This window comes from Bacillus sp. J14TS2, from assembly GCF_018333015.1.
Taxonomy (GTDB): Bacteria; Bacillota; Bacilli; order Bacillales; family Bacillaceae_C; genus Lederbergia.
Genome location: NZ_BORE01000005.1, coordinates 39,913 through 64,546, shown reverse-complemented (window position 1 = coordinate 64,546; position 24,634 = coordinate 39,913). Strand labels below are relative to the sequence as shown.

The window sequence follows — 24,634 nt, the reverse complement described above, 5'->3', positions numbered from 1 at the left end:
ATATTAGTTATACAAATATTGTTTATTTTTCTCTTTAAACGCGTCATTGTGTGATGAGACCCGAGCATATGCATAGGCGTCTGGCTCAAGGAATTTCTTTGCACTGTTAATAGCATTGACAGCATCTTGAAAAGCCCCAGCGATTAAATTTAACTTACCTTTATAGCTTAAAATATCACCAGCTGCATAAAGTCCGGGAATAGTCGATTCCGCTGCTGCGTTACCTTCCACAAAATAATCATCCTTTAAGGCAATATCTAAATTGCTTTCTCTTATCAACTTTTGATCATGCTGATAACCATGATTGACAATAATTGCATCGACTTCTAACCATTCAGTCGACATTTTTTGATTATTTAATAGTTTGACTGTATGAATCTGCCCATCTTGGCCTAGCAATTCTTCTATCTGTGTATGGGTATAATAATTGATATTGTTTTCTTTCAAACGTGATATTTCTTTTTCATGGCCTTTCAGAGATTCACCACGATAAATTAGTGTCACTTGTTGTGCGATTGGAGCCAGCTCATTCGCCCAATCGACTGCTGAATTTCCTCCGCCAGAAATCAATACCCTCTTATTCTGAAAGTCCTTGAGCCTTTTTACGTTATAATGGAGATTTCCAAGTTCATATTCATGGGCATTTTCTATATCTAACTTGATGGGATCGACAATGCCTCCTCCTACAGCTAATAAGATTGTTTTTGAATAATGGACTGTTGATGAAGTGTGAATATGGAATATCCCAACATTGCTTTTTTCGATGGATTGAACCGTTTCATTTAAAGCAACTGCAGGGGAAAAGGTAAGGCCTTGTTCAACCATTTGATCAATCAATTGCATACCAGAAATAGGTGTAACTCCGCCAACATCCCAGATCATTTTTTCAGGATACACATGCACTTTACCACCAAGTTTTGAATGAGTCTCGATGATTTTGACCTTCATTTCTCTGAGACCGGCATAAAAGGAGGCGAATAATCCAGCAGGCCCACCACCAATAATCGTAATATCAAATATTTCTTTATTCGTGTTCAACAATCATCTTCCTTTCTATTATTCACTCATTTTTGGAAATAAGAAACGGACGGCTTTTGGAAAATATGTAATGAAAAACGAATGCAGATGTTCTCCATTTTCCTCCGTCATCATGGTGATATCGGATGCTTGATGGACAAGTTTTGTTTGTAAAAGTTTATAAGCGATTTTATTATTAGGAACCATCAATTTTAAAGCATTGTCACGGTCCTTGCCCTCTCTTTTCCCAACATACATAAACACCTTTGTTTCATGCTCAAGGTCTGGTTGCTGTTCTACAAAATGAATAAAATTTTCATACCATAGAGAAGGAGAGAGGAGGCAAAACTTACTGAAATACTCTGACTCCTTAAATAATGCATAAAGTGATACGAGAGCGCCAAAAGATGCACCCGCCATTCCGATATCTGTTTTCTGATATGATATCCGATAGTTACGGCGTAAAAAGGGCAATAACTTCTGAACAAGCATCGTTATATAAGCATCAGCATTTCCGCCACCATAACAATTACCAGCAGAATCCTCCATTTTCCACGGAGTATATTCTTGATCGCGATTAAGAGAAGTGATGCCAACAAATATGATTTCCTCGGTAATTTGGTCATGGATATTTTTTTCAATTTCTTGTACAGACTCTAAAAAGAGATACCCTCCATCTTGAACGATGACAGCGGGATATTGCTTGGATTTTTTACGTTGATATGACGGGGGTAAATAGATCGTTAATTCTCGTTCATGCCAAGAGAACTTTTCTATTTGACCTGTCTGCACTTCATTCACCTCCGAAAGTATTGCATAATTAATGATCATATGCTGCTATTTTTAAACCACTCGTGGCATCGTGTAATTGATAGGACAAACAAATTGGGTTATGACTGTATGGACAAGTAGCAAATTCTGCATCAATATTAAAGATTTGTTGTAAATTTTCATATGTCATCACTTTATCTGGTGTACCTTCCGTAATTAACTCACCGTCACGCATCGCAATTAAGTAATCGGAGAAACGAGAAGCATGATTTAAATCATGCAACACCATCACAATGGTCTTACCTTCCTCTTTATTAAGCTTTTGCAATAACAATAAAACATCCATTTGATGAGCTAGATCTAAATAAGTGGTTGGTTCATCTAATATTAAAATGTCTGTTCCTTGCGCTAATGCCATGGCAATCCAGACACGCTGTAATTGTCCACCAGATAATGCATCAATAGTTCTTTCCTTAAACTTTTCTAGACCTGTTACTTGAATAGCCCAATGTATATAATCATAATCGGTGTTTGTTAGGCTTCCGAAACCACGCCGATGGGGAGATCGACCATAAGAGATTAATTCAAAAACAGTCAATCCATCTGGCGCTTGAGCGGTTTGTGGCAAAATCGCCATTTTTTTCGCGATTTCCTTTGTATGGATTGTTTGAAGTTCTTTTCCCTCCAAAAGCACAGTACCATGTTGAGCTTTCAAGATCCGTGCAATAGTTTTTAAGAACGTTGATTTACCACAGCCATTTGGACCGATAATGGTTGTCACTTTATTCTCAGGAATAGAAATCGAAAAATCTCTCACAATCAGGTCTTTTGAATACGCGACATTAATTTCTTCTGCCTTAAGCACAAACATTCGTTTACACCTCCGCAATTGAGAATCACTTTCAATTACTAAGTTTATTGAAAATGATTCTCATTGTCAATGATTATTTAAACAACATATTTTTTTAATGACAACAATATGACGGTGGGCTCTAGAACATTATCGGGAGGATAAATAAAGCGGTTCATTAACTATTGCTTGATTTGGTATGATAAGATTAATCTGAAAATAAATGCAAATCTCCATTTCATATTTTTATTAGCGGAAGGAGCTTATTGTTGGGGCGCAGCAATGTGTGAGATCCAGCAGTATCTGAGTTATATAATCAGTGGTGCGAACCTGAAGCTCACATAAAAATCCTAGGAGATTCGCACCTTCCTACCTTAATTGGTTCGTACATTGATCTAGCGGGATTTACAACTACTTGATAGATACAGAGGAATTGGTTACACACATCAGAACTAATCTTATCTCAGAGACTCGCACTTTTGGGTGTGTAAACCATTGATGTACATGCTTGGAAAACGGTCGGAGTCGCACCTTACTTAGGTGCGTGGATTGAAATTCTGACCAGTTTGTAATAATACGTTGGTTTTCCTCGTCGCACCTTACTTAGGTGCGTGGATTGAAATTACTGTCCTATCGGCGATTGTTGACGTCATTTTTGTCGCACCTTACTTAGGTGCGTGGATTGAAATAATTCAAGTAAAAAAGGGTAATAAAAATGATATCGTCGCACCTTACTTAGGTGCGTGGATTGAAATGAGTGGGAAAAGAGTTTTTTTCAATCCCACCCTTGTCGCACCTTACTTAGGTGCGTGGATTGAAATATCTCGAAAGGTTGCCATCGCCCACATAACAAAGGAGTCGCACCTTACATAGGTGCGCAAATTCAAATTTCGGTGGTGTACCCGTATTCATAAAACGCCCGTTGCCCTCCTCATGAGTGAGCAAATTGAACTTTACATATAGTTTACTAATTAGGGATGTATATATAATAATTCTCGTAGTATAGTGCGAGTACTATTATGACCATCATAAAAAATCATCTCTTGAATATAGTGGAAATAAAAGCACCTATTGGAAACATTGGATATTTCATTGCATCCCTTAAAGGAATAACCTAGTATATATAGTAGGTATGAAAAAATTGCTAGAAGTCAGAAATGCTAGAATGGTTTAAGTAATCTCTAAAATTTGGTTTTCAAAATGCTTGGAGATATAATTTGCAACTATACTAATGTAAGTAAATGGTTGTGAGACGAGTATGCTAAAATAGAAATATGGGGGTATATAAAAATGGAATTATATTTAATTCGACATGGAGAATCAGTTGGAAATGCGACAGGTAAAGATATTCCTGATTGTACCTTAACAGAACGTGGAGAAGAGCAAGCAAGACTCGTTGTTCAGTCCTTAATAGACGCCGATATTACGCACATTCTTGCTAGCCCGCTCATAAGAGCATTACAAACAGCTCAGCCTTTTGCTAGAGCGATAAATAAGCCTATTATCGTAATGAAAGATGCTTATGAAGTGAGACATCTTGAATCATGTAAGGGAGCAGTATTAAGTGACTTGTTGGAGCAATTTCCAGAAGCGGAGTTTGATGAAGACTTTGAGCCAAATGGGTGGCTTTATAAGGGAAATGAGAATCCCTCGATCATCATTGAAAGAGTAAGCAAAATCACCAAACAATTGAAAGAATATCATGAGGAAGCTAAAATCGCGATGTTTGCCCATGGTACGTTGAATCAATATCTTATTAGAGAATTAATTGGTCTATCCGATTCTCAACACGTCCATTTTTATCAAGAAAATACCTGCGTGAATTGGTTCACGATTACGAAAGATTATATTAGGGTAAATAAAATAGGAGATATCCACCATTTGCAGGAGCTTGCTAATATAAGTAGATAAATCGAGTAAGGATTATTGATTTGAGGATAATCTCCCAGTTAGATGCCCAAACAATATAAGAACAGAGCCATTAGATTTTGAGATGACTTAAAATCTAATGGCTCTTTGTTTAATCTTAGTAAATGCCTCTTCCTAGTAATCTATAGGAGAGCACCTTTGTAAGAGGGGCATTGTATACTCAAACATGTTTGAAAAAAAGGATAAATTTTGCTCATGTTAGTTCTAGGTTTAACTCCAATGAAGCCTATGTTGGCAGGCCCTAGAAAGTTTTTTCAAGAAGAATCTGGAGTATATACGGACAAACCATGATATTTATCATGGTTTGTCCGTGACATCTATGCCTTTTATCGCTTTTTCCCTGCTTTTATAATTAGGAGAAATGATAGCGAGAAAGGTGACGTGAATCCATGTCTCAGCATGATCATCGAAATTTAAAAAAACAAATTGCTCATTATGAAAAGTCCAGTACGAAGAATAGTATTTGGCAGGTTATCAACACACTTGGCCCGTTTTGCCTTTTATGGTTTTTTGCGTATAAGAGTCTGTCCATATCCTATTTTCTTACATTTGCACTCTGTATCATTGCGTCTGGATTTTTAGTGCGGATCTTTATTATTTTTCATGATTGCTGCCATGGCTCTTTTTTTAAAAAGAGAAGGGCGAATCAAATTTGGGGGACAATTACAGGGATCTTAACTTTTTGTCCCTATGAACAATGGAAACATAGTCATTCCATCCATCATGCCACAAGTAGTAATCTGAATAAGCGTGGTACTGGTGATGTCTGGGTGATGACGGTCGATGAATATATAGCTTCATCTAAATTGCAAAAATTAACGTACCGTTTGTATCGCAATCCGTTTGTGATGTTTATTCTGGGTCCGATTTATATCTTCCTGATTTCTTATCGTTTTAATACGAAAAACGCTAAACCGAGAGAGAGGCGCAACACATATATTACGAATATTTCAATCGTTGTGGCCATTGTTCTATTATGTTGGTTAGTCGGTTGGCAAGCGTTTTTATTAATTCAAGGACCCATTTTTTTCCTTTCTGGCTCACTTGGAATTTGGTTGTTTTATGTTCAACACCAATTCGAGGATTCTTACTTTGAAAACCAAGATAACTGGGATTTTGTTAAAGCCGCTATGGATGGGAGTTCATATTATAAGCTTCCTAAAGTCCTCCAATGGCTAACGGGAAATATTGGTTTTCACCATATCCATCATTTAAGTCCGAGGATTCCAAACTATTATTTAGAAGAAGTGCATAATCATCACAAACCATTGCAAGAAGCAACAACAATTACACTTTCAACCAGTCTGCGTTCTCTTCGTTTTCGCTTATGGGATGAAAAGAACAAACGATTTATTGGATTTAAAGAAATAGAAAATGTGATAGAAAAAAACAAGGAAGAGAAAATACCTACCGTGCTTCCAACTGTTAAAAATTCATAGAAGTTCACGAGTTCCTTTGTGATATGATGACAAAGGAACTTATTTTATTTGGGATATGAGTGAGGGTAAAGAGATGAAAAGGATTATGCAAAGATTAAAAAGTTCAGGCATTTCTCCTTATATATGGACGATTCTAGCGATTCTTCCATTTTATTTCGTGTTCCAATCGTCTTCTGTTGTAGAAGTCATTGTTGGAATTACTTTAATTATTATTTTCTTTGTTGCTTTACGTTTTGCCTATGTGTCAAAAAAATGGCCTGTCCATTTATGGACGCTTATTTTAATTGCGATTTCAATGGTAATGTCTCTACTTTTTCAATATATTTATTTCGCTTTTTATATAGCCTACTGTATTGGTCATATTAAGTATCGCATGACCTTTATAACTTTATATGTTCTTCATTTACTGTTTACCGCTACTTCCATCATTCTGATTGCAATCTATCATAATAATTCATTTTTACAAGAGTTTCCATTTATCATTATTCTATGTTTAAGTGTGATTTTGTTGCCGATGAATATTTATAACCGAAAACGACAGGAAAAATTAGAGCAACAATTAGAATATGCCAATAATAAAATTGCTGAACTGGTGAAACAAGAAGAGCGACAACGAATTGCACGTGATTTACATGATACATTGGGGCAAAAGCTTTCCATGATTGGGTTAAAAAGTGACTTGGCTAGAAAATTAGTCTATAAACGGCCAGAGCAGGCAAGGAATGAGTTGAGTGATATTCAACAAACGGCTAGAACTGCTTTAAATGAGGTAAGAACAATGGTCTCGCAAATGCGAGGGATTAGATTAAGAGAAGAATTTATCAGGGTTCAGGAAATTTTACAGGTAGCACAGATTGAGTTGATTACAGACCGAGATATTAAACTGAAAAATGCATCCGTTTTTCTGGAAAATATTTTAAGCATGTGTGTCAAAGAAGCTGTCAACAATGTGGTCAAACATAGCCAGGCAACGACATGTTGGATCATAGTTGAGCAATCGGATAAAGAGATTCAAATCAAAGTAGAGGATGATGGAATGGGCATTAGTGATCATCGTTACTTTGCGAAGGGAAATGGATTAATAGGGATGAAAGAGCGGCTGGAATTTGTCAATGGAACATTAGACATTACAGAAGGGAAGGGGACAATCCTCACGATGACGGTGCCGACCGTAATGAAGAAGGTAAAGGAGGAAAATACATGATTCGAATCGTAATCGCAGAGGATCAGGGAATGATGCTTGGTGCACTTGGCTCACTGCTTAATTTAGAAGAGGATATGGAAGTAGTTGGAATGGCTAAAAGTGGAGAAGGAGCTGTTCAGTTGGTCAATCAATTGGCACCTGATATTTGTATCATGGATATTGAAATGCCGGGAAAGTCTGGATTAGAGGCAGCAGAGGAACTGCAAAGTTTAGACTGCAAAGTGATCATTCTTACAACCTTTGCACGCTCTGGGTATTTTCAGCGTGCCATTAAAGCGGGTGTTTGTGGCTATCTACTAAAAGACAATCCAAGTGAAGAATTAGCAAATGCCATTCGCCACGTTACGACCGGAAGAAAAATCTACGCTCCTGAACTAATGGATGACTTGTACAGGGAAGAAAACCCACTCACAATGCGAGAAAAGGCAGTATTAGAATTAGTCGCCGATGGAAAAAACACAAAAGAAATTGCAGAAAAACTCAGCATCAAAACCGGAACAGTCCGAAACTACATTTCGCAAATCCTCGACAAACTCGAAGTCACCAACCGAATCGAAGCCATCACACAATCAAAGAAAAAGGGATGGTTCAAATAATGGGGCCTGACCCCCAACCTGGTAATGCGTTAATACATTGGGGGTCAGGCCCCACGTAAGATGTTTTGTGTTGACTTTGGAAAATGTGTTTATTATGATGAAGATATTAATCTTTGAAAACGCTGTCATATTGGGTTTGATTTATTATAAAGAAGGAAGGCGATGGAGTGCAGAGAAAGGGATTTATTATGAAGGTTTATGCTGATAAACACGAAGAATATGAGAAAAGCCATAATGAAATTTGGCCAGAGATGGTTGAAGAGCTACGCCGACATGGAGCACGGAATTATTCCATCTTTTTAGATAAAGATACAAATCAACTATTTGGCTACATCGAGATTGAGGACGAGAAAAAATGGAACCAGATGGCAAAAACGGCAATCAATCAAAAATGGTGGGAATTTATGAAACCATTAATGGAAACAAATGCAGATAATAGTCCTGTTACGGTTGATTTAACGGAAGTTTTCCATATGGACTAGAGTCATTGATTCATATGGTTCTCATATTCGATCTATACGTATTAAAAGAAGGTGCTTGGAATATTTCCAAGCACCTTCTTTTTTATGTTCTAGGAACCTCTAAAATCCCAGCCTATGGGAAAATCCTAACAGGAAGGGCTGACATCCAGCTAGCAATGTAAGTAGCCCCTTTGATCGGCGTGCTTTTCGAAAGGAAGGCCTTCTCTTTTTTACTAGTATTTGTCGAATGAAATTTTGCAGATAGCTAGATTTTTTCTATTGATCTTCCCCTATTACTAAATTCAGGAATTCATTTAATTTCACTCTCGCTTCGGGGCTCAAGGTTTTCACTGTATTGATCAGTTGAATTAAATCAGGTGGGGTGTTATTATGCTCGGATGTGAAAAACGATGGTAAGTCAGAATCTAGCGCATGCAGAATTCTGGCAAGCATGTCAACATCGGGAATAGCTTTATTATTTTCAAAACGACTAATATAGGATTGAGAAATATTGACTTTCCCCGCAAGTTCTTGTGTCGTAAGACTCCTAGCTTTCCTTAAGTTTCTTAACCTTTCACCAATTTCAATCATTTAAAACTTCTCCAACTCTCTTTTTTCTTTATTTTACCGTGACTCGCACTAAAACACATGAGTACAATATTTTTAGAATTAATAGTTATAATTATATTGACAATTATTCCTAATAGTCATAATATGAGTGATGTGGTAACTACACCTTACGGATACTGAAAAGAGTAGTTATATAGACCTGCTGTGCAACTAAAGGATAAATAGTAGTAATCTTTCTATCATGTCCTTCATGCAGGCTCTTTATAGAAAAAGTAGAGGGTAGTTATCAGCAAATATTCATTGCTCAGGTAAGAAAGATGTTAGTTGTAAAGAAAACACATAAGGGGGGAAGTAGTTCAACATTGGCCATCTATGTGATTTTTCAAAATGAAAAGGCTTACTAAAAAGTATTCTAGCTAGTTTTAAATAAAAATTTGGGGGTGTCAAAGTGAGTAAAAGGGTAAATAAATTCGGACAATTTATGCTTATTGCTATGCTTACCTTGTTGTTATTTTTATCAGGCTGTTCTTCAAATGAAGGGGCTTCATCTGGTGGAAAAAAGGGAGACGATGACAAGACGGAAATTACGTTTTGGCATGGTAGTACAGGTATCGGATTAGAAGCAATGGAGGCATTGGTAAAGAGTTTTGAAGAAGCACATCCTGATATTAAAGTGAAAATGGTTTATACGGAGGCGAATGAGGGAGCGGACCAAAAACTTCTGACTTCCGTCACAGGTGGCAATCCTCCTGATGTTGCAACATTTGATCGATTCAAAGTTGGATCATGGGCAGATCAAGATGCGCTAACGGATTTAACAGATATGGCTGCTGCAGATGGTATCTCCCGCGATCGTTACTACCCATATGCGTGGGATGAAGCGAGCTACGAAGACAAGCTTTATGCAATTCCCTATTCAACAGATTCTCGTTTACTTTATTATAATAAAGATCATTTTAAAGAAGTTGGGCTCGATCCAGATGACCCGCCTAAAACGATTGAAGAATTGGAAGCAGCTGCTGAAAAATTAACAATCAAAGAAGGTAATCGTTTTAAACGAATTGGTTTTATTCCTTGGTATGGACAAGGTTGGCTTTATAGTTGGGGATGGTCATTCGGAGGTGAATTTTACGATGAAAGTACTGGGGAAGTCATTGCCAATGATCCTAAAATTGTAGAAGCTTTGGAATGGATGGTTGAATTCGGAAAAAAATATGATGTAGAAGATATTTCTGGATTTGAAAGTTCTGCGGGTAGTGACGCTTTAGATCCATTTATTTCAGGTCAGCTTAGTATGAAAATAGATGGAAACTGGACGGTGACAGGAATAAGCAAATTTAAGCCTGATCTAAACTACGGTGTTACGCCAATCCCGACACCTACTGGTACTGACTTTACTACTTGGTCTGGTGGACATAGCTTTATTATTCCTAAAGGAGCTAAGAACGTTGAGGCTGCGTGGGAATTTTTGAAATATTTCGGTGGTCCAGAAGGAGCAAAAGCTTATTATTCCAAGCTTGAAGGGGACTTCTCTGTTCAACCGCTTGTAAACGAAGAACTTGGGCGCGGTGATGATCCGATTTTAAAAGAATTTGTGGATATCCTTCCAAATTCACATCATAGACCTGTTATTTCAGAAGGACAATTGCTGTGGAATGAGCTTGCAACTGCTGTTGAAAATTCGACAAGAGGTAATGGTACACCTCAGGAAAATTTAGATAAGGCGACTGAAGCAGTAAATAAAGCATTGAAAAAATAATAAAAAGGGAGACTTTACCTCCCTTTTATTTATGAAAGGGGTTGCCTAATTTGACGGAAATTCAAACTTCAACTGTCTTAGAACCGAAAAAGAATAGTGCTTTTACTTTTAAAGCGAATTTGACTGGTTGGCTCTTTGCATCACCTTGGATAATTGGCTTAATTGTATTCTTTGCTATACCTTTATTTTCCTCTATTTATTTTAGTTTTACAACGTACAGTGTTTTACAGCCGGGAGAATTTATCGGACTTCAAAATTATAAAGAACTATTTCACGATGAATTGTTTTGGAAATCAGTCTATAATACAGTTTATTTCGCTGTCTTATTTGTTCCCTTAAGCATTATCTTTGGGGTAGCTCTTGCGATGATGCTTAATATGAAGGTAAAGGGATTGGCTGTATATCGAACTATTTATTTCTTACCTACACTCGTTCCCCATGTTGCTCTGGCAGTTCTATGGATGTGGCTATTAAACCCTGGGTTTGGTCTTATTAATGGAATGCTTGACTTAATCGGGATTGAAGGGCCGAATTGGTTAGGTAGTGTAAAGTGGTCGAAGCCTTCGTTGATCTTAATGTCACTATGGGGAATTGGACAGGCTGTTATTATTTATTTAGCTGGTCTCGGAGATATACCGGAAGAGCTTTATGAAGCAGCGGAAGTCGATGGTGCAAATTGGTTTCAAAGAATGAAGAATATTACATTGCCATTACTTACACCAGTCATATTTTTCAACTTAGTTATGGGCATCATCGGGGCATTTCAACAATTTACTCTACCGTATACGATGACACAAGGACAAGGATCGCCCGCAAATTCACTAACCTTTTATGTCATGTATTTATATGATAATGGATTTAAATTTTTCAAAATGGGTTACGCATCAGCAATGGCTTGGATTCTATTTGCTGTCATTATGGCTTTAACCGCTTTGATTTTTGCAACATCAAAAAGATGGGTTCACTATCAAGGTGAGTAGAAAAGGGGGGAATGGAATGCAACCAATCGTAAAAAAAAGAATTCAATACTCATTAGCGCATTTAATTCTCATTATGGCTTCTATATTTTTTATCATTCCATTTATTTGGTTAATGTCGACGTCATTGAAACCACTCACACAAATTTTTACTTTTCCGCCAGAATGGATACCTAGACCATTTCGTTTTCAGAATTACCTCGATGCAATGTCGTATATCCCGTTCTTCACTTATTTGAAAAATACGGTGGTGATTACGGTTTTTAGTACAATAGGTATTCTTATTTCGTGTCCATTGGTGGCGTATAGCTTTGCAAAACTTCGCTGGAAGGGACGAAATGTACTCTTTATCCTTACAATCGCAGTCATGATGATTCCGGGACAAGTGACGATGATTCCCTTATTCTTAATATTCAATAAAATCGGGTGGGTTGGAACACCATTACCGTTAATTGTTCCCGCATTTTTTGGAGCACCGTTTTACATATTCTTGTTGCGCCAATTTTTCTTAGGTCTTCCAGATACATTAAGAGATTCGGCAAAGATTGATGGTGCTTCTGAATTCAGAATTTATTTGCAAATTATGCTCCCTTTGGCCAGACCCGCCCTCCTTGCGGTCGGACTTTTCCAATTCATGGGCAGCTGGACAGATTTCCTTGGTCCTTTGCTTTACTTAACAGATGAAATGCAGTACACATTATCATTAGGACTTCAACAATTCCAAAACCAAATGGGAACAGAATGGGGCTTAATGATGGCAGTTTCTACAATGATGACATTGCCCATCATCGTCATGTTCTTCTTTATGCAAAAGACATTTATTCAAGGAATTACTTTTAGTGGAATTAAATAATTGTGTCGGGGCCTGTCCCCCAGTTCGTTAACGTATTACCAAACTGGGGGACAGGCCCCAAATCTTTTTATGAAGAAGAGCTTTCATGGGATGAATTCTTTTCATTGGGGGCTGTTTTCCCCGACATAAACCATCCAATTATAGCGATTCCTAGTAGGACTCCCCAGAAGGCAATGGTCCAGCCTGTGCTATGGGGAAAATGTTCATCTAATATAGCAACTTTTTCATGACTAAGTGTGATAACTGCTAGCTTTACTCCTACCCAAGCAACGATTAAATACGCTGTTGTTTCGAGGCCGGGGCGGACAGCTAGAAGTTTAACAAATAGGTTTGCTGCGTATTTTATCAATATCAGTCCAGCAATCCCTGCTATTACGACAATTAAGAATTGTCCGCCATCCATACCACCGATGTGGGGAAGTGGTGTACCAGGCAGAACGATCGCAAGTGCAACAGCTGCAAGGATGGAATCAATGGCAAAGGCAAGGTCAGCTAATCCAATTTTGACCACCGTTGGCCAGAAGCCTTTCTCATTGGAGCCCTTTTTCACGTTATCTTTATTATCCTTTGATGAGGTAAACATGTCTTGAATTACATGTTTTAAACCTAAATAAATTAGATAAGCTGCACCAATTGCTTGTACTTGCCACACATTGGCAATAAAGGAGATTGCGAACAGCGCTAAGAAACGGAAAAGAAAGGCGCCCAAAATTCCGTAATTGATGGCCTTCTTTTTTTGTTTTTCTGGCAAATGTTTGGCGATTACGGCCATAACCAGTGCGTTGTCAGCAGATAAGATCCCCTCTAATCCAATGAGAATAATTAAAGTCCATCCGTATTGAATCCATAATGATTCCACTTAGTGATCTCCCTTCTGAAATAAAAAAATAGAGGCTTTTACCAATGAATGGTAAAAGCCTCTAAAAAATAAAAGACCTTTACCACATTGGCAAAGGTCTTGCTAACAACGTTAAAGTTGCCCGTAAAGCCGAGAGTATGGTCTATACTCTGTAATGACGACTTTACCGTTAAAGCTACTCCCCTTTGAAACTACCAAAAATATATCATTGAATGGTCTATTTGTCAATAAGTTTATAATACTGCCAGAAGTAGTGGCACGCTTGGATTCTTTGTTGTGTATCACCTAAAGGAGTTACATAATTATCATAAAATTGTCGCTGTAATGTAAACTGGCCACCCTGAAGAAATCCCCGAAATAAGGTGAGAACATTAATGGAAGAAACATATAATGCCGGATAACAATAGGTTAGCGAATGAAGCCTGGAATGAAGAGGCTTTTTTTATTTAGAGAGCTATAAAATTCCTATGCTTGTGGATAACTAGCTTAGGTTGAGGTCGACATCCAGCTCCAGTGTCTAACCCCGAGAGGCTGGCAGGAGCGAGTCCATTGGCGAAGATATGCGGAAGTGGCGTCCTTAGCCGATGTTCCACTAAATAACCCTGAACCTATGAAGGCCCTTCCTAGGTTCAGGAACATTTGCTTGTCGGAGGCCAACAGGATGTTGGTCAGAAGGGCGTTGCGCCAGGACGGCGCGTTTTTAGCTGTTCATCCTTACTATGAAAGTTTGTACGTCGCTAAACGGGCGTCTTGCGATTTTGTTCTGGGATGAGCCCATTTACAATTAAATACTAAAGTATAGTTGACAGGTAGGAATTATATGAATAAAATATAATAAAATAACATACTATATAACAAAAATGCATACAATTTCGGAGGGAGAAATATGCGGCAACTGATGCTTTTAGCATTCATTGGTTTTCTGGCACAGTTAATAGATGGCTCTTTGGGGATGGCTTATGGCGTAACATCTACATCATTGCTTCTAGCTTATGGTATGACTCCGGCGGTGGCTTCGGCATCTGTTCATTTATCTGAGGTATTCACGACAGCTGCTTCCGGCGTATCTCATATCAAGTTTAAAAATGTTGATAAGCAAATGGTTTATCGACTTATTATTCCGGGGTCGATTGGTGCTTTTATTGGGGCAACATTTCTGAGTAATTTGCCCGGTGACATCGTTGCACCGTATATTTCCTTATTTTTACTGCTGCTGGGTGTATATGTGTTGCTTCGCTTTCTATTTATTCACAAAAAAAATGAGGAAAGTAATGAAACTCGGTTATCTACAAAGCAATCTGTGCCATTGGGGTTGATTGCAGGTTTTTTCGATGCAACCGGAGGGGGAGGCTGGGGACCAATTTCAACACCAATTCTCTTGTCTAAAAACGGTATGAGTGCTCGGAAGGTAATTGGCACTGTTGATACAAGCGAATTTGCTATTGCCGTTTCCGCATCATTGGGTTTCTTTTTTTCACTTGGGACTAATGCTTTGCCATGGACTTTGGTAACTGCATTGATAATAGGAGGTGTAATTGCAGCACCAATTGCAGCTTGGTTAGTTCGAATTATTCCAGGTAAATTAATGGGGGTATTAGTTGGAGGGTTTATTATTCTGACGAATACAAGAACATTACTCATAACCTGGGTTGAAAACGAATCCTTATACCCATTATTCTATGGAACCATCATTATGGTTTGGATGATTGCGCTTACCTATGCCGTTTTTAAATTTAAACATGAAAAAAGGATAGAAATTGAGAATGTGGATGGTAAGATTTCATAAAATTATAAAGCTATAGTTTCACGGATAAAAAGGAGTAAATCGATAAAGAGAAAAGAACTGATAAGTAATTATCTTCATCTGCTATAATGGATAGTAGCAGTATACTGATGAGGATGATTTTATGAATATTGATAATCTGAAACTTTTTTGTCTGGTCGTTGAAGAGGGAAGTATTAGCCAAGCAGCACGGCTAAGCAATGTTTCGCAGCCGGCGGTTTCCAGACAGATACATCAGCTTGAAAATAAATATGGTACGCTTCTATTTGACCGGATAGAAGGAAGATTAAAATTAACTCAGACGGGGCATGCTCTCTATCCTTTTGCAAAAGAAATTGTAAAGGATTATCATCGTTCAAAAGAAACGATCCAGCAAATTGCCAGAAATTATGACAAGAAGCTTAGCGTTGGTGCTACATTAACCATTGGCGAATATTTATTGCCTGAAATACTAGGAGAATTTAAAAAGAAGCATCCACATACAAAATTGATGCTGGATATCGGTAATACACCGACGATTTTGGAAAAACTTGCAAATGACGTTATTGATATTGCCCTTGTGGAAGGAGAAGTAGACGATAAGGGCCTTGATATACAGAAATTTGCAGAAGATGAACTTATCCTAGTCTGTCCTCCTGATCATGAGTGGAAAGAAAAAAAAGAGATTGATATTCAATACTTAACGGAAGCAGATATGATTTGGCGTGAATCAACTTCAGGAACAAGACTAATCGTTGAAGCAGCTCTAAAAAAATACAATGTATTTGAAAGCATGGAAAGTTATATGGAACTAGGCAGCACTCAGGCAATCAAAAGTGCTGTGGAAGCAGGCTTAGGCGTAAGCATCCTTCCTAGAATAACCGTAACGAAAGAGTTAAAGCATGGTGATTTTGCGGAAGTAAAGATACATGGCATCAGTATTAATAGAAATTTATGGATGGTAAAAAAAACACAACGTTTTCCCAAAGAAAGTGTGGATACATTTGTCGATTTTATAATGAAAACTTAATAAACAGGTGAGGGGAATTTGCAGTAAAAAGCGCGCTCTTATTTGGAATTTTATTTTCACGGGGTACGTTCACTCGCATATTTGGTAAACTTTGGCCTGGGGGATCCCCAGATGGATATCCAATAATGTAGATTGCCAGTTATAGTTAAGAAGCTTTGTGTACTGCACTCCAAACATTAGATGGCTAAATATAGTGAAGAAGCTAAAAAATGGTGGTGAAGAAATTCATTATGGGGTTCAATCTTTTGGCTTTTTTTGTTAAGATAAAATGAAACATTTTATAGAATAGAAAGAAGATGAGAGGGAGTATGAGGAAAATGTAGGCAATCATTGAATTTTAATTGTAATGTTTCATTATAATTAAAAGCGGGTAATATGATATACTGAATCGATGACTCTCTTTATGTATTAGGAATGTATAGAAAATCAGTCGGAAATATACGGAATGAGAATTTTATGAGGTGAAACATAATGAAGAAGTTTCTAATGTCCAAAACTGGTTTCTTTTCCGTTATCGTCCTTTGTTTTTGGATAAAAACGTATATAATTTATCAGGTAGAGTTTGATCTAGGGATTAATAATTTGTTGCAGCAATTCTTGCTATTTTTTAATCCATTGAATTCAGCTCTTATCTTCCTAGGACTTGCATTATTTGCAAAAGGAAGAAAAGCTGGCGTTTGGCTTTTGACTATTTATACAACTTTAAATGTGCTTCTTTACGCGAATGTCGTGTTTTATCGTTTTAATAGTGATTTTATTACAATACCAACACTCACTCAAACAAGTAATTTCGCGAGTCTTGGGGGAAGTATCGTTGATTTAGTCGCATGGCACGATCTGTTTTATTTGATTGACTTTATCTTGTTAGTGACGTTTTTTGTTTTGACAAAGGCTCATTGGTCTACGGAACGTTTACCAATAAAGAAACCTTTACTTGTTCTTGCATCTGGTGCCATCTTGTTTACGGTCAACCTAGGCTTGGCTGAAGTCGACCGTCCGCAGTTATTAAAAAGAACATTTGACCGAAATTATATTGTGAAATACTTGGGTGCGTATCATTTTATGATCTATGATGCTGTACAAAGTTTTAATTCATCGAAGCAACGTGTTCTTGCTTCAAGTGATGATATAACTGAAGTAGAAAATTATACGAAGAGCAAGTACGCAGAACCTAATCCTGACTATTTTGGAGTAGCAGCTGGTAAAAATGTGATCAAAATCCATCTAGAATCTTTTCAATCATTTTTGATAGATTACAAATTAAATGGAGAAGAAGTGACTCCATTCATTAATTCACTTGTTCATGATTCAGAGCAGAATTTTACGTATTTTGATAACTTTTTCCATCAAACAGAACAGGGGAAAACTGCGGATGCTGAATTGATTATGGATAATTCCTTATATGGTTTGCCACAGGGTTCAGCCTTTGTGACAAAGGGAAATAACACATATCAAGCATTGCCAGCGATATTACAACAGCAGCAAGGATATACAAATGCTGTTTTTCATGGAGATTATAAATCATTTTGGAATCGTGATGAAGTTTATAAGCAATTTGGAATCGACGATTTCTATGATGCTAGCTACTATGATATGGCTGATGACAAGGTGATTGGCTATGGCTTGAAGGATAAGCCATTTTTTGAGGAATCCATGCCTTATCTTGAATCATTGCCACAACCTTTTTACGCTCATATGATTACATTGACGCATCATCATCCTTATTTGATTGATGATGAGGAGGCAACGATCGGCCCAGCCACGACAGGAGATGCTTCTGTGGATCGGTATTTCCAAACCGCACGTTATTTGGATGAATCAGTGGAGCAATTCATTAATAGTTTAAAGGAATCTGGGTTATATGACGATTCCGTGATCTTCTTGTACGGGGATCACTATGGGGTTTCGACAAATCATAATCGTGCGATGTCTGAGTTACTTGGAGAAGACATCACCAAACTAAAATCAGCTGAATTACAGCGTGTCCCTTTCATGATTAAAATACCAGGAGTAGAAGGTGGAGGAATTAATCATGAGTATTCAGGTCAAATGGATGTTGTTCCAACACTCCTGCATCTCCTAGGCATTGAAGCACGCGACTATATCCAATTCGGAACAGATCTATTCTCTGAAGAACATAAAGACTTTGTCCCATTTCGAAATGGTGACTTTTTGACAGACAAATTCAGCCGAGTGGATGGTGTCTACTATGACTCCGAAACCAAAGAAGCCATTGAAGAACCAACACAAGAAATGGAAGAACTGCATGAAAAAGTCATAAACGAACTCGAACTATCCGACCGTGTCCTATACGGCGACCTGCTAAGATTTTACAAACCAGATCAAGACTGGACACCTGTCGATCCCAAAGAGTATATGTATGGGAAATAAGGGGACTGTCCCCCGCTATGGTAAAGCGGTAAAGAATTAAGGATCTGGCTTCTATTCGTGAATAGAAGCCAGATCCTTTTTTTGTAAGAGAGTATTTGCAAAAATTAAATGGACTTTTTGGACAGTCCATCGAAAATCAATTGAAATTTGTTGGTGTTACTTTTGGTTCTCAGCTTAGGGTTTAAACATTACGAATTTAACTTTTTGTTCAGTGGATAGTCGGGTTGAAGTCCATACTTCCATGCCAGCAGCTTCCATTTCTTCCATTAGATTTTCAACTGCTTCGATGATCGCCTGTTTAGGATCAGGGTGGTCCCCCATTCCATCAATGCTTTCTTCTTCCCAGAAGTAATAGCTAGCATAAGCTTCTGTATGCTTCTTATAAATATGATAAGTCACTTGAATTCTTAGACCTTTGTGTTGAATCCAAAGTGTCCCTGCACCATTTAGTAATGGTTCCATGTCTGTAACCTCCTCAGCATATAAAATATGTTCTATAAAGTGTGACTACCATCAGTGGAAATGTAAGCCTACAAGGATATAGGTCATACAGACGTTGCCACAGGACGAGGCGAACTACGTCTGCGTTTCACTTTCCACTACAGATGGCAGCGAGACTAATCGGAGTTAGCGTCCGTTATCCCCCTTAGACTTCTTTGGTGTCGCATCATCGTCTTGAAGTAGGAGTCATACGGTCGGTTGCACCGAGATAAATTGAAAAGATGTAAAGTGTTAATAGAAGTACCTGTATTATATCATTGAGAAGTGATGAGTGTCTATTTGACTGGGATAGAAGATTTTATGGGAAACAACTCTCAAAATTATTTGTGAATATATTCACAAACTATCGAAAACATGTTATGATTAAAGTATAAAATATAGATTATTTCAGAAAGGAAGAGGAAGATGGCTACTACAATTTTTGTTTCACCTAATAAATATGTTCAAGGAAAAGGAGCACTTAAAGATCTTGGTTCTCATGTGAAAAATATGACAAAAAAACCTCTTATTATTTCGGATCATATTGTTTGGGGGCTTACGAAAGAGACGATCACAAAAAGTTTTCAGGAAGAGAGACTTGATTTCCATTTTGTAGAATTTAATGGTGAAGCTTCTTTGGGTGAAATTCAACGGATTGTTGAAGAAGGAGAAGCCAATCAGGTTGATTTAGTAATTGGAGTGGGGGGAGGAAAAACACTCGATACAGCAAAAGCGATTGCCGATGGATTAGATACAGGCGTAGTTATCGTCCCAAGTACCGCTTCAACAGATGCTCCAACAAGTGCTTTATCTGTTATTTATAGTGATGATGGAGTATTTGAATCCTATAAATTCTTTGCTAAGAATCCGGATTTAGTGTTAGTCGATACTGAAGTTGTTGCGAAAGCCCCGGCCCGATTATTTGCATCAGGGATTGCCGATGCGATGGCTACATGGGTGGAAGCGAGAGCAACCATTAAAAGTAACGGCACTGCCATGGCTGGTGGAAGAACAAGTATTGCAGCAAAGGCTATTGCGAAAGCCTGTGAGGAGACCCTATTTGCATATGGTATTCCCGCCTATCAAGCCGTTCAAAAAGGTGTTGTGACACAGCATGTTGAAGCAGTAGTCGAAGCCAATACGTTGCTATCTGGTCTTGGGTTTGAGAGTGGTGGCTTAGCTGGTGCACACGCGATTCACAATGGTTTTACCGTTCTAGATGGAGAGATTCATCATCTCACACATGGGGAAAAAGTAGCCTATGGAACGCTTGTCCAACTGATGCTAGAGCTTCATCCAGAAGGGGAATTAGTAAAATACATTACGTTTTATCAAGCATTAGGCTTACCAACAACATTAAAAGAAATGCATTTGGATGAAGTAACCTATGAAGATCTTCTTAAAGTAGGACAAGCTGCTACACAAGAGGGAGAAACAATGGGGAATTTATCCAAAGACATTACAGCTGAAGATGTGGCCAATGCGATTATTGCAGTGGATCAGCTAGCCCGATAAAGCTATGGTTCAATTGAATAATGATAAAAAATTCTTTCGCTTCGTGCGAGAGAATTTTTTGCTTTTGTCAGAATATGGATAATAGAAATTATGATATATTTTTTATCATATCAAATAATTCAAGTTCATTAATAAGCCTAACTATTTCAGCTGTATTTCTCTTGTTAAATTTTTTTAAGAGACTACTAATTTGCTTTTTAACCGTTTCCATTTCAACGCTACGTTCTCTGGCTATTTCCTTTCGTTTTAGACCTTTGCACAATAACTTTAAAACTTCAAGTTCAGAAGGGGTAAGAATAGCAATAATTTTAAAGATTTCTGTTAAGTGATCCTCAGATTTTTTTATACGAGCAAATTCTTGTCTGATTTTTTCAGCAATAAATGGCCGAATTGGTGAGCTGTTATTGGCCGCCGAATGTATGGCCTCTAAAATTTCCTCAATGGGGGCTGATTTTACTAAATAATCGACAATCCCACTTTGAAAGGCCGCGAAGATGTTATTATTATCTTGGTGAATGGTGAGCATGATGATTTTCGTTTTAGGTAAGATCTTATGTATTTCTGATGCCGCAACAATCCCTGCAGTTGGACTTTCCATTTCAATATCGAGAAGAACAATATCGGGCTTTTTTAGGGCTGTGAGGGCGACGGCTTCATAGCCACTTTTAGCAGAAGCAACTAATGCGAATTTCTCTTCTTTATTAATTAATCTTTCCAATCTTCTACGATGAGCTTCCATATCGTCAGCTATCAAGAGTCGTATAGTTTGCAAATTGTTTCCCTCCCAAAAGGTTTACTTATGTTTTACCCCGTAAATCGTTGAAAAATAATAAAGAGAATTAAAGATTTAGCCACTGTTTATGTGGGAGTAAAAATACTTCCACTCATTCCCCAACATGAAATCCCTTCCACTAATTATACATTAATGTGGACATTTTGAAAGAGGAGGGGATATTGTAAATCATATCATTATAGAATCCAATATTGATGGGAAGAGGTTTCAGTATTTATAAAACGAGACTTATCGTTGTGTTACCATCCGTTATCTCGTCTTAATGTGATTGAAATGATCCCCCAGACTCGCTCTTTAGGGGTATTATTTATACCCTCCTGACGAGAGGCAATAATATATCAAATTGTGTCTTTTTACCTTTTTCACTGGTTACTTCGATTTTTCCATTATGAGCTGTAATGACTTTATGGCAAAAGGAAAGACCAATGCCCCAATTTGTAATCGATGATTTTGTTGAGAAAAAAGGGGTGAAAATCTCATCCACATTTTCAGAAGGGATTCCTGGGCCATTATCTCTAATTGTAATCGTTCCCCATTGCCCAACCTCTTTCGTTGTAATCCATATATCTCCTACTCCGTTTGTAGCAGCTTCAATAGAGTTTTTCAGGATGTTATAGATCGCTTCCTGGATGTATTCTGAATCAATATAAACCATACCCTCCTGCTCATTTCTATGATAATGAATGTTGACATGTAATGTGTTGGAATGAAATCGTTCCACTGCTTTTTCAATTGGTATATGTAAGGGAGTAGCTTTCATATTTAATGTAATTGATTTTAATTTTTCGTTTGCATCATGAATACTTCGAAAAGAATTTTCACAAGCAACGATCATTAAATTCAGGCTATATTGAGCCTCTTCATCGTCTGCAAATTTTTCTTGTAAATATTCAGCCTCCGAACGGATGGCAAGTAAGTGATTTTTAATGGAATGTGTAAATGCACGTACCCCGAGTGAAGCTGTATCCATTTTCTTCTTAGTATTAATATTAATACTGGAGTACTTTGCTTCGATTGATTTATATTTAAAAACATTGTAAATCATTATGATAACAGCAAATAACACGATAACTGGAAAAAAACGATACTCCATTAGAAAAGGGTGGATAGGTGGCTGTAAGTAATTAATATAGCTTTGGCTGAATGTGACCCTCACGAAATTTAATGGTGCCCAATAAAAAATAAAGAGATGAACACTAATAAGAGGAAAAAGTCCAATGACATTATAAATGGTGAAATGTCTGATATATCTTAAACGGTAATACCGAACAAAATGATAAGTAAACAGAGCCAATCCGCCGATTAAAAAACATAGATTTATAGCATGGAAGAACAGATGAATAATCTGACTATACTCATGATATTGTTGTAAATTCCCTATTGATGTGACATGGTTTTGCCATAGCAGATGGACACCTGGATCATAATATATGAATTGAATGAAACTAAAAATACCTAAAATCATATATGTATAGACGTTTTTTTTCCTGAATCTCATTGTGCTCACAAATGAGATTGCAAAAGCCAAGAAAGAATAATAAAACAGAATAATACCAAAGTGAAAAAGGCGGATTAATGTATCGGTATCAAAGTTTTGGAGAACAAGATAATTCCAAGTGCCTGGGCTAAAGTCAATAAATTGATTCACAACATTATAGAAGTAGTTAAATTTTGATAGGTAGAGTGTGAAAGATACATAGGCGAGAATCCACCCGATTGTGAGCGTACTTAAAAAGAATACAGAGGAACTTTTTAAATTTCGAGAAATAAAAAAGACCAAAATAATAATGCAAACTAAAAATAAGAAAATCATGATGTCCACTCCTTAAAGGGGTATAAAATTTAATCCTTATCCTCATAGTTGAAACCCCTTACAATGATGATACACGAAAATAATCCATTTATTAAGGGGGCTTATTGTATGAAAAAGATTTGGAGCATTTGTCTTATAATGATCGCTTTTTTAGGAATAGTTGCAGGTTGTTCAAGCGGAGCGGTAAAAGGAGAAAATTCAGATGCCAATTCCTCTAAAAACGACAATGAAAAAGTTAGTTTGAAAATGGCTGTCTTCCCGGATGATGAGGCTACATTTGAAAGAGTATATGAGGAATTTACTAAAGATCATCCTAATATTGAGATTACCTTTGAATCCTTTCCACAACAGCAGTTTTACGAAAAAATTCGAATGCAATTATCAGGAGGGGAGGGCTACGATTTATTTACGGGACAAATGGATCAAATGATCGATACAGGTTTACTTGCTTCGCTCGATGAGTATATCAAAGAAGCAGATGTTGATGTATCAGGCTATGGCACTTTATATGACACATATAAGCATGAGGATGAGGTGAAAAGTTTACCTTATCGTAAATCGAACACAATGCTTTACTATAATAAGACTTTATTTGATGAACAGGGTGTCGATTATCCGAGTGATGATATGACATGGGAGGAGTTCCGTGAATTGGCAAAAAAATTAACAAATGGTAGTGGAGACAAGAAAGTATATGGTGCATTTATTCAACCGTGGCCGCAATTATGGTATATGAGTGCCGTCCAATCGGGGGTATCCATTATTGATAAAGATTTGACTCCTTTTACTGCTGCTTTGCAATTACGACTTGATATGGAAAATGATGGGTCGATTATGAAATGGTCAGAACAAGTGACATCAGGCGCACATTATAATGCAGCCTTTCAGAAAGGAAATGTTGCGATGAATATTATCGGTGACTGGCATGTCTCACAACTTCGTGAAGCGGAAGAAGAGGGCGATATTGACTTTGATTGGGATGTTGTCCCAGTTCCGCATCCAGAAGGAGTAGAAAAAAATACAACAACCGCCTTGCCAGTGACGATCATGATGAATAATAACACAAAATATCCAAAAGAAGCATTTGAATTTTTACGTTATGCAACAGGGAAAGAAGGAGCAATTCAATTTGCAAGTGATGGGTACTTAACAGGATATATGAATGATGAGGTAAAGGAAGCATACATGGGTGATGGTTCACAAAAGCCAAAGAATCTTCACTATTTCTTAGAGGCGAAGGAATACTCCGAGTATCCGATGCTACAAGGAGTTAAGAATATAGTGGTTGAACAAATATTCAAGCAAGAAGGAGAACTAGCACTAATTGGTGAGCAATCAGTAGAAGAAGCGATTGAAAATATTACGAAACGGGTGGAAACCGATTGGGCTAGTAAATATGGGGATGAATAATTTAACTTCATAAGAAGTGGCTGGGACATAATTAGCGGTCGATTTTGGCAAGACCTCGAAAGACGAAGCCTGAGGAGGCTTGCCATTCGTCCTTGGAAAGCGAGATAGGGTATATAGATCCTAGTAGTTCGGTTTTTATTTGGTGAAAATACTTA

21 protein-coding genes and 1 CRISPR repeat array are annotated in these 24,634 nt (G+C 37.5%); of the genes, 13 read left to right on the top strand and 8 right to left on the bottom strand.

What is annotated here, in order from left to right:
- Positions 1-3: 3 nt before the first annotated feature.
- From KI375_RS09315 to KI375_RS09305, 3 genes are read right to left on the bottom strand one after another with little or no spacing between them, the layout of a single operon-like run.
- Positions 4-1,038 carry an NAD(P)/FAD-dependent oxidoreductase gene (locus KI375_RS09315; protein ID WP_212973238.1) on the bottom strand — a complete coding sequence of 345 codons (1,035 nt, stop codon included), beginning with the start codon at positions 1,036-1,038 and terminating at the stop codon, positions 4-6.
- A gap of 18 nt (positions 1,039-1,056) precedes the next feature.
- Positions 1,057-1,809: an alpha/beta hydrolase gene (locus tag KI375_RS09310; protein WP_212973237.1), complete on the bottom strand. Its 753-nt coding sequence runs from the start codon at positions 1,807-1,809 to the stop codon at positions 1,057-1,059.
- 28 nt (positions 1,810-1,837) lie between these two features.
- Positions 1,838-2,659, bottom strand: a complete 822-nt coding sequence (locus KI375_RS09305; RefSeq protein WP_212973236.1) for an ABC transporter ATP-binding protein — start codon at positions 2,657-2,659, stop codon at positions 1,838-1,840.
- Positions 2,660-3,162: 503 nt separating this feature from the next.
- A CRISPR array of direct repeats spans positions 3,163-3,527; the repeat unit is 32 nt; unit sequence GTCGCACCTTACTTAGGTGCGTGGATTGAAAT.
- 401 nt (positions 3,528-3,928) lie between these two features.
- Between KI375_RS09305 and KI375_RS09300 the strand changes: the two genes are divergently transcribed.
- The 5 genes from KI375_RS09300 (at position 3,929) to rhaM (ending at position 8,288) form a co-directional block, all read left to right on the top strand.
- Positions 3,929-4,549, top strand: a complete 621-nt coding sequence (locus KI375_RS09300; protein WP_212973235.1) for a histidine phosphatase family protein — start codon at positions 3,929-3,931, stop codon at positions 4,547-4,549.
- A 407-nt stretch (positions 4,550-4,956) separates the two neighbouring features.
- A complete protein-coding gene (gene desA, locus KI375_RS09295; protein WP_212973234.1) occupies positions 4,957-6,006 on the top strand; it encodes a Delta(5) desaturase DesA in 1,050 nt (349 codons plus the stop codon).
- Between the two features lie 73 nt (positions 6,007-6,079).
- Positions 6,080-7,210, top strand: a complete 1,131-nt coding sequence (locus KI375_RS09290; RefSeq protein ID WP_212973233.1) for a sensor histidine kinase — start codon at positions 6,080-6,082, stop codon at positions 7,208-7,210.
- Positions 7,207-7,806, top strand: a complete 600-nt coding sequence (locus KI375_RS09285; protein WP_212973232.1) for a response regulator transcription factor — start codon at positions 7,207-7,209, stop codon at positions 7,804-7,806. The genes KI375_RS09290 and KI375_RS09285 overlap by 4 nt, the downstream gene beginning before the upstream one ends.
- Positions 7,807-7,973: 167 nt before the next feature.
- Positions 7,974-8,288, top strand: a complete 315-nt coding sequence (gene rhaM / locus KI375_RS09280; RefSeq protein ID WP_212973231.1) for an L-rhamnose mutarotase — start codon at positions 7,974-7,976, stop codon at positions 8,286-8,288.
- A 255-nt stretch (positions 8,289-8,543) separates the two neighbouring features.
- On the opposite strand, the gene KI375_RS09275 is transcribed toward rhaM, so the two are convergent.
- On the bottom strand, positions 8,544-8,858 hold the full coding sequence (locus KI375_RS09275; RefSeq protein WP_212973230.1) for a helix-turn-helix domain-containing protein: 315 nt from the start codon (positions 8,856-8,858) through the stop codon (positions 8,544-8,546).
- A gap of 427 nt (positions 8,859-9,285) precedes the next feature.
- Between KI375_RS09275 and KI375_RS09270 the strand changes: the two genes are divergently transcribed.
- From KI375_RS09270 to KI375_RS09260, 3 genes are read left to right on the top strand one after another with little or no spacing between them, the layout of a single operon-like run.
- Positions 9,286-10,596 carry an ABC transporter substrate-binding protein gene (locus KI375_RS09270; RefSeq protein WP_244852462.1) on the top strand — a complete coding sequence of 437 codons (1,311 nt, stop codon included), beginning with the start codon at positions 9,286-9,288 and terminating at the stop codon, positions 10,594-10,596.
- Between the two features lie 59 nt (positions 10,597-10,655).
- Complete coding sequence (locus tag KI375_RS09265; RefSeq protein ID WP_212973401.1) at positions 10,656-11,576, top strand: carbohydrate ABC transporter permease; 921 nt, start codon at positions 10,656-10,658, stop codon at positions 11,574-11,576.
- 16 nt (positions 11,577-11,592) lie between these two features.
- On the top strand, positions 11,593-12,426 hold the full coding sequence (locus tag KI375_RS09260; protein ID WP_207452695.1) for a carbohydrate ABC transporter permease: 834 nt from the start codon (positions 11,593-11,595) through the stop codon (positions 12,424-12,426).
- Positions 12,427-12,493: 67 nt separating this feature from the next.
- On the opposite strand, the gene KI375_RS09255 is transcribed toward KI375_RS09260, so the two are convergent.
- Positions 12,494-13,285, bottom strand: a complete 792-nt coding sequence (locus KI375_RS09255) for a TerC family protein (RefSeq protein WP_212973229.1) — start codon at positions 13,283-13,285, stop codon at positions 12,494-12,496.
- Between the two features lie 886 nt (positions 13,286-14,171).
- Here KI375_RS09255 and KI375_RS09250 point away from each other — a divergent pair.
- The 3 genes from KI375_RS09250 to ltaS all read left to right on the top strand — a co-directional run bounded on the left by KI375_RS09250 (position 14,172) and on the right by ltaS (position 18,468).
- Positions 14,172-15,071: a sulfite exporter TauE/SafE family protein gene (locus KI375_RS09250; RefSeq protein ID WP_212973228.1), complete on the top strand. Its 900-nt coding sequence runs from the start codon at positions 14,172-14,174 to the stop codon at positions 15,069-15,071.
- Positions 15,072-15,192: 121 nt separating this feature from the next.
- Positions 15,193-16,077 (top strand): LysR family transcriptional regulator, encoded by an 885-nt coding sequence (locus KI375_RS09245; protein WP_212973227.1) that lies wholly within the window; start codon positions 15,193-15,195, stop codon positions 16,075-16,077.
- Between the two features lie 471 nt (positions 16,078-16,548).
- Complete coding sequence (gene ltaS, locus KI375_RS09240; protein WP_212973226.1) at positions 16,549-18,468, top strand: lipoteichoic acid synthase; 1,920 nt, start codon at positions 16,549-16,551, stop codon at positions 18,466-18,468.
- A 174-nt stretch (positions 18,469-18,642) separates the two neighbouring features.
- Here the strand turns inward: ltaS and KI375_RS09235 are convergent, their stop codons facing one another.
- Positions 18,643-18,930, bottom strand: a complete 288-nt coding sequence (locus KI375_RS09235; protein WP_212973225.1) for a hypothetical protein — start codon at positions 18,928-18,930, stop codon at positions 18,643-18,645.
- A 444-nt stretch (positions 18,931-19,374) separates the two neighbouring features.
- On the opposite strand from KI375_RS09235, the gene KI375_RS09230 reads away from it, so the two are divergent.
- A complete protein-coding gene (locus tag KI375_RS09230; RefSeq protein WP_212973224.1) occupies positions 19,375-20,463 on the top strand; it encodes a glycerol dehydrogenase in 1,089 nt (362 codons plus the stop codon).
- Between the two features lie 88 nt (positions 20,464-20,551).
- Here KI375_RS09230 and KI375_RS09225 read toward each other — a convergent pair whose 3' ends face one another.
- Complete coding sequence (locus KI375_RS09225; RefSeq protein ID WP_212973223.1) at positions 20,552-21,235, bottom strand: response regulator transcription factor; 684 nt, start codon at positions 21,233-21,235, stop codon at positions 20,552-20,554.
- Positions 21,236-21,563: 328 nt separating this feature from the next.
- Positions 21,564-23,069: a sensor histidine kinase gene (locus KI375_RS09220; protein WP_212973222.1), complete on the bottom strand. Its 1,506-nt coding sequence runs from the start codon at positions 23,067-23,069 to the stop codon at positions 21,564-21,566.
- Between the two features lie 108 nt (positions 23,070-23,177).
- Here KI375_RS09220 and KI375_RS09215 point away from each other — a divergent pair, with 108 nt between their 5' ends.
- Complete coding sequence (locus tag KI375_RS09215) at positions 23,178-24,479, top strand: ABC transporter substrate-binding protein (protein WP_212973221.1); 1,302 nt, start codon at positions 23,178-23,180, stop codon at positions 24,477-24,479.
- Positions 24,480-24,634 lie beyond the last annotated feature (155 nt).